Here is a 17,122-nt window from a genome sequence, read left to right as displayed (position 1 = left end):
TATGTCATGTCCGGTCGATTTCGAAGGACGGCGGCGGGTTGAAGCGGGAGTATTCGGGTCGGCTCCAGCGCAGCGGTGACGCGCCGTCGACGCGGACCACGTGCTCGACGGTGAAGTCGACGAGCCGTTGCGCGCCCGGTACGACGGCGGCGTGCTCCGGGTCCCAGTCGACGACCGCGGTGCCGCTGAGGTGCAGGAGCGTGCCGGTCACGAAGTCCGGCAGCAGCAGCCCGGCCCGCGAGTCGACCTGCAGGTTGCCGAACGTGTTGAACATCGAGTTGCCGGCGTAGTCGGGCCAGCGCAGACGGTTCGGGCCGAGCACCCGCAGGAAGCCCGGGTCGCCGCCGCGATGGGACGCGTCGGCGTTACCGTCCAGGTCGGTGGTGGCGATGAAGAACGTGTCGGCGATGCTCGCGAACCCCATCTCCTCGGCGGTCAGGCCGGTGCCGTGCCGAGGGGTGCCGGGTGTGGCCGTACCCATGGTCGGCATGCGTTTTTGGATGTATTTCGGGCAGTTGGCGTAGACCTGCTCCAGCTCGATGCGCAGCCCGCCGTCGGTGGGGTGGGCGGTGCCGTTCATCCGGACCCGGCGGCGGGTGCCGGGTTCGATGGCGATCATCCCGACCTTCGCCGGGCCGGTCAGTGTCTGGTGGAGCGGGTCACCGGCCGCGGGTGCGGCGGCGACCATCAGGGTGGACGGGCCGGTGACCGTGAGGAAGCCGGGTCCGCCGGTCAGCATGGTGGCCCAGAGGCGGCCGTCGACGCCTGCCGTGCCCAGCACCAGCATCGGTTGTGCGGCCAGGAAGTCGCGGGCGGCTACGGGGATCGCGGTGTTGAACATCCCGGACAGGCGTGCCGCTTCGGCGAGCAGCCCGGCCCGTTTCTGGGCGTCGAGTTCGCCGGCATGGTACGGGGACATCGTCGGCTCCTTTCGGAGGAAAAGGGAGATCAGAAGAATCCGCAGGTCGGTGCTTCACCGGCCGGGGCCGGCGCGCCCTCGGCGCCGGCCGGGATGAAGATCTCCAGCCGTACGCCGTCGGGGTCGGTGAAGAAGATGCCGCCGGACTCTGCGCCATCGGCGTGCGCGACGACGCCGTCGTAGGTGAGTTCGGTGCCGAGCTCGCGCAGGATCGCCTCGGCCGCTGCGAGGTCGTCGCGGGTGTCGACCTGGAACGACAGGTGGTGCAGGCCGGCGGTGGTGGCGGAGAACCCGTCCCGGCTCTGCTGCCAGAGGGTGAGCACGAGGTTGCCGCCCTGGCCGAGGAAGACCCAGCGGCGGTCGATGCCGCTGCCCTCGGCCAGGGCCTCGAAGCCGAAGACCCGCTGGTAGAACGGCAGCGAGCGGTCGAGGTCGGTGACGTTGAGGCCGATGTGGCCGGTGGTGAACTTCAAGATGGTTTCCCTTCGAACGCTTCCAACCGGTGAAAACAACTTTAGGGGTTGGGGCCGGGAAGCGTCAACCGGTGAAAGATGTTTTACCGGTTACACATGCCTGGTGTGGTGAGATGGATCCGGACGAAAGGGCACAACCGATGAGCACACCCACCGACCCCCGCCCCCTGATCGGGGAGCCACTGCCGCTCGACCTGCTGAACACCAGGTGGAGCGACGACGACGGGGCCTACGACCTGCTGGAACACCCGGGCGGCCTGGGCATCTGGCTGGCCTCGGCCGGGCTGGCCGGGGTGGCGCCGGAGTCACCGGGGACCCTCGGCGCCCTCGTCTCGACCCGGGCCGCACTGTTCGCGCTGGTCCAGCCGGGAGCGACGGACACCGCCCGGGAGGCGCTCAACGACACCCTGCGCCACGGCTACGTACGGCGGCTGCTCGGTCCCGACGGCCCGCAGACCACCATCGAGACCGACTCGCCGGACTGGATCGCCGCGTGGCGCGCGGCCGAGCACTATCTGCGGTTGCTGGAGGACCGCCCGGAGCGGCTCCGCAAGTGCGCCAACCCGGTGTGCTCGCTGCGCTTCTACGACGTGTCAAAGGCGGGGGCACGCCGGTGGTGCTCGATGGCGGCGTGCGGCAACCGGGCCAAGTACCGCAGTCACCACGCCCGGCAGAACCAGGCGTGATCACTTCTTGAGGCGGCGGCTCCCGGCGTGCCAGTCCTCGGTCCGGCCCGGCTCGGCCGTGGTGACGCCGAACGACGGCAGCTGCGGCCGCTCCCGCAGGCTGCGCTTGAGCTCGGCGAAGCCGGGGAACCGGGCCAGCCCGATCACGTGGTCCCATAACTGCGCGGCCTGCTCCTCGTCGGGCAGCCGGCTGATCACCGGGCCGAAGAACGCGACACCCTCCGGCGGCTCGAAATGCACGATCGGCGTGCTGACGTCCCGGCCGGTCAGCGACAGCGCCTCGTCGGACTCGGCCTGGATCTCCGCGTCACGCGACGTGTCGTCGAGGAACCCGGCCAGCGCGACCGGCAAGCCGGCTTCGGCCAGCGCGGCCGCGGCCGGCTCGGGCGTGCCCTGCCAGCCCGGCTCGCGGCCCTCGTCCGCGCGCTCCTCCATGATCCGGGCTCCGAATGCGGCATAGAGACCGCCGATCGCCTCACGACCATGCTTTTCGCGTACGGCCGACGCCACCCGGAGCAGCCGGAGCCCGGCGGTGTGCTGGGCCTCGTACTCGGGCGGGAAGTGGTTGTCGTAGTCGATGTGCGAGTTGATCAAGTGCAACGAGATGAACCGCCAGTCCACGTGGTAGTCCCGCTGGGCCTGCACGATCCGGATCCACTTGCTGGTCATCCATGCGAACGGACAGATCGGATCGAAGTAGAAGTTGATGTCAGCGGACCTCATGCAGCCCCTCCAAAGCTAACCAGTAAAACAGGTTTCAGCGGTTAACATCTAGACCCTGGGCACACACGTTCGCTCGCAACGGCTCAGCCGGAGCCGAGGGGTTGACGATCAGATCGAGGTGAGGTTCGTACGCCTTCTGGTGGCGTCCGCCGTGGGGACGGTGGCGGCCGCGACTTTCGCCACGCCTGTGCAGGCCGGCACGAAGACGGCGGTGACGCTGTCCGCTCCGTCGTCGGGCGTCGCGGACATAGCTGTGGCAGTCAAGGGGACGGTGCGCCCGGCCACCGCAGGCCGGCGCGTCCAACTGCAGGAATACATCGCGACGTCGGGCAAGTGGGTCACCCTCGGCTCAGGGAGGACCTCTCGGACCGGGGCGTACACGAGCACGTTCGACAGCCCAGCGGGGACCAGGACCATCCGTCTGTACGTACCGGGGTCCGGCAACCGCCCCGCCGGTACGAGCGCGGTCAAGAGGATCGTTTTCGTCCCGCAGGCGGTGTCGCTCACCATCTCGGCGTCACAGGCCAGGATGAACAGCCGGCCGACGGCGACCATCGCGGTCTCTCCGAAAGCCGTCCGGAGTGTCGACATCCAGCAGCGCACCTCGGACATGTGGACGACCGTAGCCACGATCAAGACGAACGCCACCACCGGTACGGCCGTGTACCACCCGCCGACCAGCATCCCGGGGGCCTACTCCTACCGGGCCGCCGTCGCTGGGAAAAGGCCGCTCAGGGCACTCGTCTCCTCCTCCCGTTCGATCACGGTCATCAATCCGGTGCAGATGACGCAGGTGGTGGTCGGCGGACTTCACACATGCGGGCGGGGCAACGACACCAACACCTACTGCTGGGGCGGCAACGCCGACGGTCAGCTGGGCAACGGCGGCACCGCCAACCAGACAGCCCCGATACCGGTGAACGCCCCGGCCGGGGCGACCTTCACCCGGCTCGCTGCCGGTCGCGGCCACACGTGCGCGCTCGGCAGCGACACGAACACCTACTGCTGGGGCTCGGGCTCCGACGGTCAGCTGGGCAACGGCGCAACCGCCAAGCAGACGGCCCCGGCACCGGTGCACGCCCCGGCCGGAGTGACCTTCACCCAACTCGCCGCCGGTGAATACCACACTTGCGCGCTGGGCAGCGACGAACAGACCTACTGCTGGGGCAGCAACACCAACTTTCAACTGGGCAATGGCGGTACCGCCAGGCAGACGTCCCCGGGATCGGTGCATGTCCCGGACGGAGTGACCTTCACCCAACTCGCCGCCGGCGCATATCACACGTGCGCGCTGGCCGACGACACCGAAACCTACTGCTGGGGCAGCAACACCAACAGCCAGCTGGGCAACGGCGATGCCACGGACCAGGCCACTCCGGTGCCGGTGCACGCCCCGGCCGGGGTGACCCTCACCCAGCTCGCCGCCGGCGATCGCCACACGTGTGCGCTGGGCAGCAACACCGAAACGTACTGCTGGGGCTGGGGGATCTCCGGCCAGCTGGGCAACGGCACCACGGGCCAATCGACGAATCACCCGATTCCTGAGCCGGTCATCGTCCCGGCCGGAGTGATCTTCACCCAACTCGCCGCGGGAAGATCCCACACGTGCGCGCTGGGCAGCGACTCGCAGACCTACTGCTGGGGCTGGGGCTCCTATGGTCAGCTCGGCGGTGGCGCCACGGGCCAATTGTCGAGTCAATCGGTTCCGGCACTGGTGAACGCACCGGCCGGGGTGACCTTCACCCAACTCGCCGCCGGCGAGTACCACACCTGCGCGCTGGGCAGCAACGCCAGGACCTACTGCTGGGGCTTGGGCGCCGACGGTCAGCTGGGCTACGGCAGTACCGCGGGCCAGTTGAGTCCGATTGCGGTGTTTCACCCCAGCGGCAGGCCCTCGCCTGACCCCACACCCGCGCCTGACCCGAGCCCCGACCCGGTGCCGGACGATCCAACCCCGCCCATTGATGACGACCCCGGCCCGGCGCCACAGCCGGACCCAGCGCCACGGCCGAATCCGACGCCGCCGCCCACCAAGACCGTGTCGGTCGAGAAGCCCCTGACCTCCACCGTCGGCAGTGGCAGCTTCCGCCGGACGTCACGGGTGGACTGCCCGAGCGGTTGGACGGCGATCAGTGGCAGCGGAAGCGTCATCTACGCGGAAGGGTCGCTTCAAGTCAGCCTCGTCGGTTCGCATCAGGGTAGACCGCCTTCGACGTGGATCACCGAATGGGACCTGCAGAATTACGGCAGCGGACTGGTCGGAAATGCCCGGGTCCGGTTGACCGCCGTCTGCCTCCGTCCGTAGCGTGAGCCTGCTCGGCCGTACAGCTGCGAGCCCCGTAAGAACTGTTCGGTGATCGGCTGTCGATCGGGGACGTGCGCGGATCGTCGTAGAGGTGAGGGCCCGGAACCGGGACCGCATCGAGAGAGGACGACCACGATGGCCAAGTACATGCTGCTGATCCACGGTGACGCCGCGCAGTGGGACGCGATGACCCCCGAACAGTGGGCGGTCCACCACGCCGCGCACGCCGCGTTCCGGGAGGCCGCCGGGGACCGAATCGTCGGCGGTGAGCAGCTGGAACCGGCGCCGACGGCCACCACGGTGCGCAGCGGCGGCACCGACGAGCCGATGATCACCGACGGGCCGTTCCTGGACGCCAAGGAAGGGCTCGGCGGCTTCTACCTGCTCGAAGCCGCCGACCTCGACGAGGTGCTCAAGCTGGTTCCGCTGCTTCCCGAGGTACACGCCGCGCACAGCGCGGTCGAGATCCGGCCCGTGGTGTTCCACGGGTGAACGACGAGGTGGTCGCGGCGGTCGCCGAGGCGCACCGCCGCGAGTGGGCCCGGATCGTGGCCACCACCGCGCGGCTGACCCGGGATCTGGATCTCGCCGAGGAGTGCGCCCAGGACGCCTACGCCCAGGCGCTGCGGGTCTGGGCGGAATCCGGGGTGCCGCAGCGGCCGGGTGGCTGGCTGACCGAGGTGGCCCGCAACCGGGCCCGGGACGTGATGCGTCGCGAGGCCCGGTTCCGCCGGGCGTTGCCGCTGCTGGTCACCGACGAGACCGTACCCGGCCCGGAGGACGGCCTGGCCGCCGACGACCGGCTCCGGCTGATCTTCACCTGCTGCCATCCGGCGCTCGACCGGGCGACCCAGGTGGCGCTCACCCTGCGGCTGGTCAGTGGGCTGTCGACGGCCGAGGTGGCACGGGCGTTCCTGGTCCGGGAGGCGACCATGGCGGCCCGGATCACCCGGGCCAAACGCAAGATCGCCACGGCCCGGATCCCCTACCGGGTGCCGTCGTCCGACCAGCTCGGCACGCGGGTGGGCGCGGTGCTCCAGGTGGTGCATCTGATCTTCACGATCGGGCACACCGCCCCGGACGGTGCCCAGCTGGTCCGCCGCGACCTGTGCACCTCGGCGATCGACCTGGCCCGCCTGCTGCACCTGCTGATGCCGACCGACACCGCGGTCAGCGCGCTGCTCGCGCTGTTGCTGCTGAACGAGGCCCGGGCCGCGAGCCGGCTCGGGCCGGACGGTTCGCTGCGGCTGCTGGCTGATCAGGACCGGTCGTCGTGGGACGCCGGACTGATCACCGAGGGGGTGGCGCTGCTGACCGACGCCCTGCGACGTGCCACGCCGACCCGCTACGCGGTCGAGGCGGCCATCGCCGCGGTCCATGCCGAGGCGCCGACCTGGGCCGACACCGACTGGAACGAGATCATCGCGCTGTACGGGGTGCTGCGGACGATGTGGCCGGATTCCCCTGTCGTACAGCTCAATCAGGCAGTGGCGATCGGAATGCGTGACGGACCGCAGGCCGGCCTGGACGCCCTGGAACCCCTGCTCGGTGACCCGGCCCTGGCCACCTACCAGTATCTGAGCGCCGCCCGGGCCGACTTCCTGCGCCGCCTCGGCCGCCAGCCGGAGGCCGCCACCGCATATGCGGAAGCGCTCACCCTGACCGCCAACGACGTCGAACGCCGATATCTGGCCGCCCGGCTCGACGAGGTTGTCCACGGCTGACCGGGAACGCAACGATCAGTTGAGGGGAACTCCGGGACCGCGGTCCCCCACGGGTTCGGCGGATGTGCGGGTAGCCGCCCAGCCCTGCAACTCCTGCTCCGAGATCCTCTGGATCGAGTCGAGCAGCCGTTGCCGGGCGGGCGGATCGCGTTCTTCCGGCTCCAGGAGCCGATACTGGTTCGTCGCATGCCACAGAGAGACCCGGCTCTGCGCGGACAGCGTCCATCTCTCGCCTGTCCGGAACACCTGTCGAAAGCCGGTGAAGAAGACCGTGGTCCCGGCGATCAAAGCGGTCACCAGGGGTGGCGCGTTCATGGCGGCGGCGATGACCGTCGCTGAGGCGGTGACCAGCAACGCCAGCTCCGTGGCCTGGTAGTAGACACGTGCCGCATCCCGCCGGCGGGCGTAATGGTCCAGCTCCCGGTCGGCCAGCGTGAGAACCGGGTCGACGGCGTCCTGATCCGGGCGAAGTGCCATAGGTGCATGATGGGCCGCCGGGACCGGCTGCTCAGCGCGAACGGGCATGACCCCTCGGACGGGGACTGGACCGGCCGAACAGGAGCGCGGCCACTGCGGTGACGATCTCGCCCAGCGCGATGGCCAGCCAGACACCTGTCACGCCGGTCTCGGCGAGAACGACGACGAGAGGTGCTTTGACGGCGAGCAACGCGCCGACCGAGATGACGTACGACAGTGCCGGGCGGCCCAGGGCCTGGCTGTAGGCGGAGATCAGCGGCGTGACCCCGGCCGCGGCGAAGCCCACGGCGATGATGCGCAGCGCGTGTCCGGCGGTGGCCGCGGCCTCGCCGCCGGGCAGGAAGAACGCCACGAGCGGATCCGCGAACACCGCGACGACGATCGCCGACACGATGCCGTAGACGACACTGGCCCGCAGCGACAGCGTCCTGGCCCGTCGCACCCGGTCGCCGTACCCCCGACCGGCGTTGTATCCGACGACCGGTTGCAGGCCCTGGCTGATGCCGAGCTGGGGCATCATGACGAAGGTCTGGATCCGGGCGCACACGGCGTAGGCCGCCAGCGCCGTACTACCGCCGACGCCCGCCAGCGTGTTGTTGACGAGCACCGCGAGCAGGGTGGCGCCGAACCCGGCGAGAAACGACGGCGCACCGACCCCGACCAGGGCCCACACCGTCGGGCCGTGCGGCACCAGGTCGGACCGGGTGATCCGGTAGGGCCGGTCGCGTTGCCGGAAGAAGAACCAGATGCTCATCACCGCCGACACGGCCTGCCCGCCGACGGTGCCGAGGGCCGCTCCGCGTACGCCCCACCCGAACCCGAAGATCAGCAGCGGGTCGAGGGTGATCTGGACCAGTACCGGGATCACCCACAGCATGGTGGAGAACCGCAGCCGCCCCTCGGCCCGGACCAGACTGGAGAACCCGGTCGACACGAGCGCACCGCACAGCAGCACGATCGCGTAGTCCCGGGTCAGATCACGGGTGCCGGCGTCCGCTCCGAGAGCGGTCAGCAGCGGCTCGATGCCCAGCAGGCCGACGACCGTGGTCAGCGCGGCGGCCGCCCAGAAGACGGCGAACGTGTTGCCCGCGGCCCGGGCGGCACCGGCCTGGTCACCGGCGCCGAGACAGCGCGACACCAGCGACGCGCCCCCCACGCCGACCGTGGTCGACACCGCACCGAGCACGAGCAGGACAGGGGCGGCCAGGTTGACCGCGGCCATCGCGTCGGCGCCGACTCCGCGGGCGACGAACCAGGCGTTGGTCAGGGCATAGACGCCGTAGACCCCGACCGACAGGGTGGTCTGCGACGAGGTGTGCCACAGCAGCCGCCCGAGCGGACGGCTGCCGAGCATCGCGGTGCTGTCGGTCACGCCGCACCGAACAGCGCCAGGACCTCCCGCAGGCGATCGCGCGCCCAGTCGTACTGAGCGGTGTCGGTGTGCCCGCGATAGTCCGTCTCGATGATCATGATGAGGATCAGATAGAGGGTGTAGAGACGCCGGCGTCCGCGTTCGGCTGGAGTGAGCGGCGGGTGGCCGTACCCTCGGATGAAGGCTGTCGGATCGCCGAAGGCGGGCAGGTCCAGGCCGGTGAAGCCGGCTTCGATGAGCGGATCGCCGTAGAACGCGCGTTCGTGATCGATGATCGTGACGATGTTCCCGTCCCGGACCATCACGTTGCTGTCCCACAGGTCCCACTCGACGAACCGGGGTTCGGTCACCTCGTCCAGGCAGTCCAGGTTCATGTCGATGATCTCGCGGAGCAGGGCGTATGGATAGCCGAGGTCGACGGAACGGCGCTCGCCGTCGGCCAGCACGTCGCCGATCATGCGGGTGAAGCAGGCCCGCCAGGTCGGGTCGCCGGGCCCGGCCAGCGGTCCGAAAGCGTCACCGCGGATGTTGTTGAGCTCGCGGTTGGCCGCGCCGAGCGCCTCGTTGTAGGCGGCGAGTTCGTCCGCAGACAGGCTCTCCTTGACGATGCCGAGGTTGTCGGCGTCGATGTACGGCATGGCGAACCAGTCGGCGTCGCAGAGTTCACGGGTGTGATCGGCGTGGTCGACTCGGGGCACCGGCACGCTCGTCCGCTCGGTGATCAGCCGCAACGACGCCAGCTCGATGCCCATCGCGCCGCGCTCGTAGGTCATCACCTCGATGTGCGGCGGCGGCGCGATCTTGAACACCACCTCGTCGCCGCCGCGCAGCCGGACCCGGTAGGCCACGTTGAACCAGCCGTGCCCCAACTCCTGCATCCAGTCGTCGCCGTCCGGCACCTGCTCCGGGCCGTACGCCCGGCTGATCATCGCCCGCAGCACGTCCAACGGCTGGCGGTTCTTGGTGATGCTCTCCATCGGCCGGACGGTACGGGCGAGAGCGCTCTCGTCACCAGTCAGGCGCTGGCCCGTTTCACGAGTTCGAGGGGGAACCGCTGCCGGTACCCGAGTGTCACACCGCCGTCGAGAAGCAGCCGGGTCGCCGCCGCGGCCATGTCCTCGACCGGCATCCGCATCGTTGTCAGCGGCGGGTTCGTGCAGGCCGCCGCGATGCTGTCGTCGATGCCGATCACGCTGACGTCCTGCGGAACCCGGCGCCCGGTCGCGGTGATCGCCTGCACCGCTCCGGCCGCCATCAGGTCGCACGCCACGAACATCGCGTCCAGGTCCGGATACCGGTCGAGCAGGCGGAGGGCCGCGTCGAAACCACCCTCGCGGGTGAAGCCGCCGCCCTCACTCAGATCCGCCAGCCCGTCCTCGCCGATCGCCCGCAGATAGCCGGCCCGCCGGTTGACCGTGCAGGTGATGCCGTCCGGGCCGTCGATCGCGGCGATCCGCCGTCGTCCGAGCCGGTGCAGGTAGGTCACCGCGGCATACGCGCCACCGGCGTTGTCCGGTTCCACCGCCGGCACCGCACCGGCCGTCTCCACCAGCGACACCACCCGACGGCAGCGTTGCTGTCACCGCACGGCCAGGTCCGCGGGAAGATCGGCCAGCACCGCCCCGAGCGACACCCGGTCCGCGACCGCGTCCAGGCCGGCCACATCGGCCGGGTCGACCAACTGGATGCGCAACTGGACGTCCCGGCCGTCGAGAACCGTCATGACCCCGGAGAGCACCCGGCTGTAGTACGGGTGCGAGCCCAGCCACCCCACCGACACCAGCGGGGTCGCCACCACGTCGATCGCCGGCTGCTGACGCGACGCCAGCGCCCGGGCGGCCTGATCGGGTGCGTATCCCAGCTCGGCGATGACGGTCCGGACCCGGCTCCGGAACGCCTCGGACGCCCCCGGCGCGTTGTTGATCACTCGCGACACCGTGGCCCGCGAGACCCCCGCCGCCCGGGCCACGTCCTCGATGGTCGGCTTGCCCACCGCGTCAGTATGGGTTCTTGATCACGAAGTACGTGCCGCGGATGGTCCCGGCGAGCTTCGACTTCTGCCGGGCGAACTTGAACGCCCCGAGCTCCTCCGGAACCTCCATCCCGTCGGACAGCTTGAAACCGACGGCCCGCTTGCCGCCCTCGTCGACGGTGTACATCACGTTGATCGACAAGCCGCTCTCGTAGAACACGTACGCCATCCGGATGTTCTCCACCTGGAACGCGGTCGCCTCGAGAGGCTTCGACGCGATCACCAGGCCGCGCTCCTCGGCCAGGATGCGATGCACCCAGTCGACCGTCTCCGCCGCGTCGGCCGCCGGCTCGACCGTGAAGACGTGGCTGTACTTGTTCCGGAAGTACCTGGCCTCGTTGGCCCGCAGACCGGCGAGCGCCTCCGCCACCGGCGACGACTCCAGTCCGACCGTCGACACGGTGTCGAAGTCCACGACGTACGACATGGCACGCTCCTTCGCCCTCATCCGGTTACCGCATCACCGTAGACTCGCCGGCGCAGCTCGGTGGGTGTCTGACCGAAGGCCCGCCGGAACGCGCGATGAAAACCGGCCACGTCGGCGAACCCGGCGTCGGCGGCGACATCGGCCACCCGCAGGTGGGCCCGCGCCGGATCGCGCAGGTCACGGGCCGCCCGCTCCAGGCGTAGGCGGCGCACCGTGGCGGCGTACGACAGCTCCCGGCCGGCGAAGAGCGCGTGCACCGACCGTACCGAGATCTCCAGACGCCGGGCCGTCGCGGACGGTGACAGATCCTCGTCGGTGAGATGTTCTTCGATGTCCGCGACCGCGCGGGCGTGGCTGTGCGGCGCCCGCCGCGGTGTCGCGGCCACCGGTTCGGACAGCGCCGCCGCCAGCAGCGCGGCCGCGTGCGGGGCCAGCCGGACCGGCGCGGCGGGCAACGCGGTCAGCAGATGCCGCAGCGCGGCGCCGACACCGGACGTGGTGGGGATCCTGGTCGCGGTACCGATCGGGCCGTCGACCTGCGCCCGTAGCAGTCCCCGCGGGACGAAGAACGACAGCTGCCGGAAGTCGCCGCCGAACTCGAACGTGAACGGCACGCCGGTGTCGACCACCGCGAGATCCCCCGGCCGCAACACGGTGAACCGGCCGCCCTGCCGCATCGTGCTCACCCCGCTGACCTGCAGATTCGCGTAGAATCCGGGTGGCGAACCAGCTTCCAGGTCACGGTCGGTGCGTTGGACCCGCTGCCGCTGCGAGGTGATTCGCGCGATCGACAACGCCCCGAGCGGCCACTGCGTGACCCGCCCGGCGAACCCGTCCCGTAGGTCCGACTCCGGCGTCAGCGTCAGGAACGTCTGGCAGATCATCTCCCGCCAGTGCCCGAACTGCCGGGACGGCGCGACGTCCAGCGTGGACCAGGTCTGCGGCATGCCGGCCCCCTCTGTCCGATGCCGGACTTCCGCACGCCATGCAACTCCGCCCGCACGCGCGGCGACACCCCGGCGACCGCAATCCGACACCGTCGGAAGATGCAGATCAAAACCAGATTCACCGAGGCGTACGGCCTGAGCACCCCGATCGTGCAGGCGGGCATGGCGTTCGTGGGGATGACACCGGAACTCGCCGTGGCGGTGAGCAATGCCGGCGCGATGGGTTCGCTCGGGGTGGGCCTGATGCCCGCCCCGGCGGTGGCCGCGACGATCGCCGGGATCCGTGCCGGGACGGACGGCCCGTTCCACGTCAACCTGATCACCCCGTTCGCCGTCGACGAGCAGATCGACGTGCTCTGCGAGGCGGCGGTACCGGCGGCGTCGTTCCACTGGGGGCACCCGCCCCGGCGGTGGATCGACCGGCTGCACGATGCCGGGGTGCGGGTGTTCGAGCAGGTCGGGTCGGTCGAGGACGCCGGGCGGGCCGCCGGTGACGGTGTCGACGTGGTGGTCGCGCAGGGTCTGGAGGCGGGTGGCCACAACTTCGCCACGCTGCCCACGTTCGCGCTGGTGCCGCTGGTGGTGGACGCGGTCGCGCCGACCATGGTGCTGGCCTCGGGCGGGATCGCCGACGGGCGTGGGCTGGCCGCCGCCCTGCTGCTGGGCGCCGACGGCGCGTGGATCGGCACCCGGCTGGTCGCCACCGACGAGTCGGCCGCCCACGACGGCTACAAGCAGCGGCTGGTGTCCGCCCCGGCGACCGCGACGGTACGCACCTCGTTGTTCGGCCCGGAGACCCCCGACTTCAACCCGATGCGGGTCCTCCGCAACCGGGTCGTCGACGAACACCCGGACGGCGGCGGCGAACGCCCGGTCATCGGCCACACCGTCCTCGGCGGTCGGGAGATCGAACTACTGCGCTACACCAACCTGGTCCCGATGCGTACCGTGACCACCGGCGACCTGGACGAGATGCCCCTGCTGTCCGGCCAGGGCGTCGGCCTGGTCACCGCGGTGAAGGCGGCCGGCACGGTGATCGCCGACCTGACCGCCGAGGCCTCCGCGCTGTTGACCCGATACCGCTGATCAGGGGCACGGGCCGCCGCAGACGTCGATCACCTTGCCGGTCAGCAGGAACGTCGCCTTCTGCAGCTGGGCCGCCGCCTGCGCGCGCGGGAACTCGTGCGGGTCCGGGCCGTACTTCGGGTCGCTCGGGGCGAGGTTGGTCGGCGGTGGCGCGTACGCCTCGCCGCTGTTCCAGACGACGAGCGCCGAACCCCGGTACGGGTAGGACCGGACCGTGCCGATCCCCCAGAACGGCACCACCTCGTCGGACCAGCCCGGGGCCAGCGCGGGCCGGTGCAGGCGCGCCCCGATGGTCCGGGCCTGCACCTGCGCGGCCGCCGGCGACACCTGGTGGTCACCGAACGCGACGTGCATCAGCACCTGATGCACCGGGGTTCCGGGCAGGGGACGCGAGGTCAGATGTCGGGCGTACCCGTTGGCCTCGCCACGGTCCCAGAGCATCTGCAGCAGCCCGAAGATCACTTGCTGGTCGGCCTCGTCCGGATACGACTGGTCGAGCAGCCGCTGGAACGGCGCGAACGCGGTGCTGCGCTGCAGCAGGGTGCTGTAGTTCATCGCCGGCACGCCGAGCACCGCACGTGTCCAGTCCTGGGCGATCGCGGTCAACGCTCCCCCGTTGATACCGCCCTGGCTGTTGCCGTCGTAGTACAGCCCACCCCGCCGATCGAGCAGGCTGCGCCCCTGCCCGTCCTGAAACGCGGGGTTCGCGGCGAACCCACCGGCGGACACCATGGCCCGTCCGAGGAACAGGAAGTTCAAAAAACTCTGCTGCAACCGATCCGGTACGGACGGGAAGGCGCTCAGGTCACTCCAGACTCCGGCGACGAACGGCACGTCCGCAGCGGAGAGCCCGATCCAGCTCGTCGCACAGAACAGGAAGCCGTACCGCTGGGCCATGTCCTTGACGTTGCCGGCGTTGATCTCGGTCGGTGAACCGAGCAGCCCGTGCCCGTAGAGGGACAGGTGAGCCGGCCGTTCGGCGCTGACCCCGCGCGGAATGTTGCACACGAACTCGGCCGGATAGGTGCCGCCGGACGCGGTCGGCAGTTGCTCGCCCGCGGCGAAGTTGAGCCGCGATCCGGGACCGCCGGCCCCGGTCAGATAGCTGGGCACCGCGATCGTGCCGCGCACCTGCCGGGCGATCCGCGCGTCCTGCTCGACGGTGAAGTCGGTGACCGCCCCGACCGTGAAGGCCGGCGCCGCCCGCCGGAGCCCGTCGAACGCGTCGTCGCGCATCCGCAGTACCCGCCCGGTGAGCCCGGCCGCGCTGGCGACCGTGAAGTCCCATGCCGTGTACAGCCGATGCCGTGGGATCCAGGCGAGCCGCGACGGGACGGATCGGTCGGCGGCCGGGATCACCGCACCGGTCCGGTCACGTAGGTTGCGCAACACGACGACGTACCGGGTGGCCTCGTGCAACGCGACGGCGGGCCGGATGATGAGCAGCTGCCGGTCGGGTCGGTCGGCCGCGTGTGCGTCGAGCTCGGCCCAGTAGGGAGTCCGCTGCCCGGTCCGCGTGTCGACCAGCAGGATCGGCGAGTCCGGAGCCAGTGACCGCCCGATGTCGGTGACCGGCGCGATCCCACTGGCCACCGGATCGAGACCCGGCACATGAACCAGGATCGGCGTCCCCGGGCTGAACCCGTCCTGCCGATTCCACTCGGCCGGATCGATGTGCACCCCACTGGCGTTGGCGGGCAGCGCGCCGGCCGCGAAGTTCACCCGACGCCCGGTGGGACTGCTCCGATCCGCCACCGTGAACCGATCACTGGGAAACGGCAGCAGTCCCTCCCCCACCGACCGACCAGCGGCTCGGGCGACCACGGACGGCGCCGCACCGGTCAACGCCACAAGAACCACAAGCAGGATCCGGCGCCACATCAGGACTCCCCTGACACCCCATTGAGGACATTCCCTGTCTACGCCTCCTCCCGGTGTATCTCAAGACGGCCCGGCCATGCGCCGCAGCCGTGAACGTCGGTCGCTCAGACATTTCCGGCGGCGGCGGGACATGGATGAGGCCACCAGCCCGGGACCTTCGGCCCTTTCTGAAAGGGCCTGATCCCAGCCAGTCTCGGAACACCCCCCGAGCAACCGGTGGCCCCCAGCGGCCGCCTCGATCTCGGAGGTGTGTGATGGTGGAACGGAAGGGATCGATCCTCGCGCTGTCGGGTGTCGTGTTGTTTCTGACAGTGGCCGCGGCGCTGGCCCTGGCCGCGGGCCAGGTGCTCTACAGCCGCGCCGAGGCTGATTTCGCCCGCAAGTCCGAGGTGATCGAAAGGTCGGTGACCGCCGAGATCGAGCGGTATCGGGTGGCGTTGGCTGATGTCGCCGCAGCGGCCTCCGTGCCCGAAAAGGTGGACGCAGCCGCCTTCGCGGATCTGACGGAACCACTTACCCGGCGCCGTCTACCAGGGGCCGCCGCGGTGAACCTGGTCGTGGCGGCGGCGACCGCCGACGTCCCCACCGTTCAGCGCCGATGGCGGGCACTCGGCGATCCTGCTCTCCGGCTGCGTCCGGTCGGGGCCGGGCAGCACTTCTTCTCGGTGCTCAGCCGTCCGCTGGACGACAGGCCACCTCGACTCGGCGTCGACGCCGCCAAGGTTCCGGAGGCCCGTGACGTGCTGTTACGGGCGCAGAACACCGGACAGATGGCGATCAGCCGGGCCTATCGGCTCCTGCGGGACTCGGAGTTGCCGGTGGCCGAGCAGCAACTCTCGTTCGTTCTGGCCGCTCCGGTCGCACGGAACGAGCCGACCTGGGTGGTCATGGCGTTCCGCGGGACCGACTTTCTCCGGGAAGCCATCGGGCTCGCGGCCGGGGACGAAGCCGATGTGACGCTGTCCGAGTTCGGCACGTCGGTCGTCACGGTCGCCGAATGGCGACCGGAGCGGGTCGACGACGCGCTACCCGGCTACGAGACGACCATCGACGTGCCACAGCGGGCCTGGCAGCTCGACATCCGTCCGACGGTGTCCCTGCTGCCCCCGACGGGTGTCGGGTTGCAAGTCACGGCGACGATCATCGGCACCGTGCTTGCCTTGGTGCTGGCGGTTCCCATCAGCGTCCTGTGGATCGCCCGGGAGCGGGCGGCGCGGCAGGTGATCCGGGCCACCGACGAACTGCGGGCCGACATCCACCGCCGGGAACAGATCGAGCACGAGTTGCGGATGCGGGAGGTCGAGCTGGTCGGTTTCGCCGGTGTCGTCGCGCACGACCTGCGCGCGCCGCTCGCCATGGTCACCGGCTACGTCGAAGTGCTGCGTGATGAGACGGCCGGGTTACTCACCGAAGACCACCGCGTCTTTCTCGACCGTTTGCAGGCCGGAACCCACCGGATGCACTCCATGCTCGAGGACCTTCTGGCCTACGCCACCGCAGACAGCATGCCGCTGCGGGCCACCGAAGTGGATCTCTCGGGGCTGGTCGCCGAGATCGTCGGCGAATTGTGCGCCGCCCCGTCTGCCCTTCCGCCTCACATCCAGGTCGGGGAGATGCCCCGAGTCGTCGGGGACCCGACGCTGCTGCGCCAGATCTTCTACAACCTCGTCGGTAATGCGGTCAAGTACACCGAGCCGGGAGCGCCGGCGACCGTCGAGATCAGCGCCGTTCAGCAGGGCCCGTCGGCGTATCGGGTCGAAATCGCCGACCGCGGCATCGGCATCCCGCCGGACCAGCGGGCACACGTCTTCGATCCGTTCATCAGGGTGGCCGGCAGCGAACGCTTCCCAGGCACCGGACTGGGTCTGGCCATCGTGCGCCGAGTCGTCGAACGGCACGGCGGCCGCATCGACGTCGACGGCAACATCGGCGGTGGCAGCCGGTTCCGGTTCACGCTTCCCGCCGCACCGGCGGCGCCGACCCGAACCGAGGGTCCCGAAATGGCGGGACCTTCGGCCCTGTCCTCCCGGGGCCACGGCGACTGAGACTGCCCGTACCCCCCCGGCTGTC

The 17,122-nt window shown here is 70.2% G+C and carries 18 protein-coding genes; 6 read left to right on the top strand and 12 right to left on the bottom strand.

The window, feature by feature from the left end; all coding sequences use genetic code 11:
* Positions 1 to 4: 4 nt before the first annotated feature.
* Positions 5 to 919: a pyridoxamine 5'-phosphate oxidase family protein gene (locus Q0Z83_RS10925; RefSeq protein WP_317793741.1), complete on the bottom strand. Its 915-nt coding sequence runs from the start codon at positions 917 to 919 to the stop codon at positions 5 to 7.
* Between the two features lie 29 nt (positions 920 to 948).
* Positions 949 to 1,392 (bottom strand): VOC family protein, encoded by a 444-nt coding sequence (locus tag Q0Z83_RS10920; protein ID WP_317793740.1) that lies wholly within the window; start codon positions 1,390 to 1,392, stop codon positions 949 to 951.
* 140 nt (positions 1,393 to 1,532) lie between these two features.
* Here Q0Z83_RS10920 and Q0Z83_RS10915 point away from each other — a divergent pair, with 140 nt between their 5' ends.
* On the top strand, positions 1,533 to 2,078 hold the full coding sequence (locus Q0Z83_RS10915; RefSeq protein ID WP_317793739.1) for a CGNR zinc finger domain-containing protein: 546 nt from the start codon (positions 1,533 to 1,535) through the stop codon (positions 2,076 to 2,078).
* Here Q0Z83_RS10915 and Q0Z83_RS10910 read toward each other — a convergent pair whose 3' ends face one another.
* Entirely contained in the window at positions 2,079 to 2,801 is a 723-nt protein-coding gene (locus Q0Z83_RS10910; protein ID WP_317793738.1) for a mycothiol-dependent nitroreductase Rv2466c family protein, read from the bottom strand. It lies immediately after the preceding gene.
* A gap of 108 nt (positions 2,802 to 2,909) precedes the next feature.
* Positions 2,910 to 3,413, bottom strand: coding sequence for a hypothetical protein (locus Q0Z83_RS10905; protein WP_317793737.1), 504 nt, complete (start codon positions 3,411 to 3,413; stop codon positions 2,910 to 2,912).
* Between Q0Z83_RS10905 and Q0Z83_RS10900 the strand changes: the two genes are divergently transcribed.
* The 3 genes from Q0Z83_RS10900 (at position 3,412) to Q0Z83_RS10890 (ending at position 6,830) form a co-directional block, all read left to right on the top strand.
* Positions 3,412 to 5,106, top strand: coding sequence for an RCC1 domain-containing protein (locus Q0Z83_RS10900; protein WP_317793736.1), 1,695 nt, complete (start codon positions 3,412 to 3,414; stop codon positions 5,104 to 5,106). The two genes, Q0Z83_RS10905 and Q0Z83_RS10900, sit on opposite strands and share 2 nt — an antisense overlap.
* Before the next feature lie 135 nt (positions 5,107 to 5,241).
* Complete coding sequence (locus Q0Z83_RS10895; RefSeq protein ID WP_317793735.1) at positions 5,242 to 5,598, top strand: YciI family protein; 357 nt, start codon at positions 5,242 to 5,244, stop codon at positions 5,596 to 5,598.
* Positions 5,595 to 6,830 carry an RNA polymerase sigma factor gene (locus Q0Z83_RS10890; protein ID WP_317793734.1) on the top strand — a complete coding sequence of 412 codons (1,236 nt, stop codon included), beginning with the start codon at positions 5,595 to 5,597 and terminating at the stop codon, positions 6,828 to 6,830. Before Q0Z83_RS10895 ends, Q0Z83_RS10890 begins: the two co-directional genes overlap by 4 nt.
* A gap of 15 nt (positions 6,831 to 6,845) precedes the next feature.
* On the opposite strand, the gene Q0Z83_RS10885 is transcribed toward Q0Z83_RS10890, so the two are convergent.
* Genes Q0Z83_RS10885 through Q0Z83_RS10855 form a run of 7 tightly spaced genes read right to left on the bottom strand, consistent with a single transcriptional unit; the run spans position 6,846 to position 12,085 of the window.
* Complete coding sequence (locus Q0Z83_RS10885; protein ID WP_317793733.1) at positions 6,846 to 7,307, bottom strand: SLATT domain-containing protein; 462 nt, start codon at positions 7,305 to 7,307, stop codon at positions 6,846 to 6,848.
* A gap of 31 nt (positions 7,308 to 7,338) precedes the next feature.
* Positions 7,339 to 8,679 (bottom strand): MATE family efflux transporter, encoded by a 1,341-nt coding sequence (locus Q0Z83_RS10880; protein WP_317793732.1) that lies wholly within the window; start codon positions 8,677 to 8,679, stop codon positions 7,339 to 7,341.
* Positions 8,676 to 9,656 (bottom strand): phosphotransferase family protein, encoded by a 981-nt coding sequence (locus Q0Z83_RS10875; RefSeq protein WP_317793731.1) that lies wholly within the window; start codon positions 9,654 to 9,656, stop codon positions 8,676 to 8,678. Before Q0Z83_RS10875 ends, Q0Z83_RS10880 begins: the two co-directional genes overlap by 4 nt.
* A gap of 38 nt (positions 9,657 to 9,694) precedes the next feature.
* Positions 9,695 to 10,240 (bottom strand): substrate-binding domain-containing protein, encoded by a 546-nt coding sequence (locus Q0Z83_RS10870; RefSeq protein WP_317793730.1) that lies wholly within the window; start codon positions 10,238 to 10,240, stop codon positions 9,695 to 9,697.
* A gap of 18 nt (positions 10,241 to 10,258) precedes the next feature.
* Entirely contained in the window at positions 10,259 to 10,672 is a 414-nt protein-coding gene (locus Q0Z83_RS10865; protein WP_317793729.1) for a LacI family DNA-binding transcriptional regulator, read from the bottom strand.
* A 4-nt stretch (positions 10,673 to 10,676) separates the two neighbouring features.
* Positions 10,677 to 11,138, bottom strand: a complete 462-nt coding sequence (locus tag Q0Z83_RS10860) for a phage tail protein (RefSeq protein WP_317793728.1) — start codon at positions 11,136 to 11,138, stop codon at positions 10,677 to 10,679.
* 17 nt (positions 11,139 to 11,155) lie between these two features.
* Entirely contained in the window at positions 11,156 to 12,085 is a 930-nt protein-coding gene (locus tag Q0Z83_RS10855; RefSeq protein WP_317793727.1) for an AraC-like ligand-binding domain-containing protein, read from the bottom strand.
* A gap of 99 nt (positions 12,086 to 12,184) precedes the next feature.
* Here Q0Z83_RS10855 and Q0Z83_RS10850 point away from each other — a divergent pair, with 99 nt between their 5' ends.
* Entirely contained in the window at positions 12,185 to 13,171 is a 987-nt protein-coding gene (locus Q0Z83_RS10850) for an NAD(P)H-dependent flavin oxidoreductase (RefSeq protein ID WP_317793726.1), read from the top strand.
* On the opposite strand, the gene Q0Z83_RS10845 is transcribed toward Q0Z83_RS10850, so the two are convergent.
* On the bottom strand, positions 13,172 to 14,893 hold the full coding sequence (locus tag Q0Z83_RS10845) for a hypothetical protein (protein ID WP_317793725.1): 1,722 nt from the start codon (positions 14,891 to 14,893) through the stop codon (positions 13,172 to 13,174).
* A 416-nt stretch (positions 14,894 to 15,309) separates the two neighbouring features.
* Between Q0Z83_RS10845 and Q0Z83_RS10840 the strand changes: the two genes are divergently transcribed.
* A complete protein-coding gene (locus Q0Z83_RS10840) occupies positions 15,310 to 17,097 on the top strand; it encodes a sensor histidine kinase (RefSeq protein WP_317793724.1) in 1,788 nt (595 codons plus the stop codon).
* Positions 17,098 to 17,122 lie beyond the last annotated feature (25 nt).

It is taken from the genome of Actinoplanes sichuanensis (assembly GCF_033097365.1).
Lineage (GTDB): Bacteria > Actinomycetota > Actinomycetes > Mycobacteriales > Micromonosporaceae > Actinoplanes > Actinoplanes sichuanensis.
This window is presented reverse-complemented; position numbering and strand designations above follow the sequence as displayed.

Bases quoted from the DNA above. Each gene is read 5' to 3' on its own strand.
- Q0Z83_RS10895 (WP_317793735.1), top strand. From the start codon at position 5,242: ATGGCCAAGTACATGCTGCTGATCCACGGTGACGCCGCGCAGTGGGAC.
- Q0Z83_RS10910 (WP_317793738.1), bottom strand. From the start codon at position 2,801: ATGAGGTCCGCTGACATCAACTTCTACTTCGATCCGATCTGTCCGTTC.
- Q0Z83_RS10925 (WP_317793741.1), bottom strand. From the start codon at position 919: ATGTCCCCGTACCATGCCGGCGAACTCGACGCCCAGAAACGGGCCGGG.
- Q0Z83_RS10875 (WP_317793731.1), bottom strand. From the start codon at position 9,656: ATGGAGAGCATCACCAAGAACCGCCAGCCGTTGGACGTGCTGCGGGCG.
- Q0Z83_RS10915 (WP_317793739.1), top strand. From the start codon at position 1,533: ATGAGCACACCCACCGACCCCCGCCCCCTGATCGGGGAGCCACTGCCG.
- Q0Z83_RS10850 (WP_317793726.1), top strand. From the start codon at position 12,185: ATGCAGATCAAAACCAGATTCACCGAGGCGTACGGCCTGAGCACCCCG.
- Q0Z83_RS10885 (WP_317793733.1), bottom strand. From the start codon at position 7,307: ATGGCACTTCGCCCGGATCAGGACGCCGTCGACCCGGTTCTCACGCTG.
- Q0Z83_RS10900 (WP_317793736.1), top strand. From the start codon at position 3,412: ATGTGGACGACCGTAGCCACGATCAAGACGAACGCCACCACCGGTACG.
- Q0Z83_RS10855 (WP_317793727.1), bottom strand. From the start codon at position 12,085: ATGCCGCAGACCTGGTCCACGCTGGACGTCGCGCCGTCCCGGCAGTTC.
- Q0Z83_RS10860 (WP_317793728.1), bottom strand. From the start codon at position 11,138: ATGTCGTACGTCGTGGACTTCGACACCGTGTCGACGGTCGGACTGGAG.
- Q0Z83_RS10905 (WP_317793737.1), bottom strand. From the start codon at position 3,413: ATGTCCGAGGTGCGCTGCTGGATGTCGACACTCCGGACGGCTTTCGGA.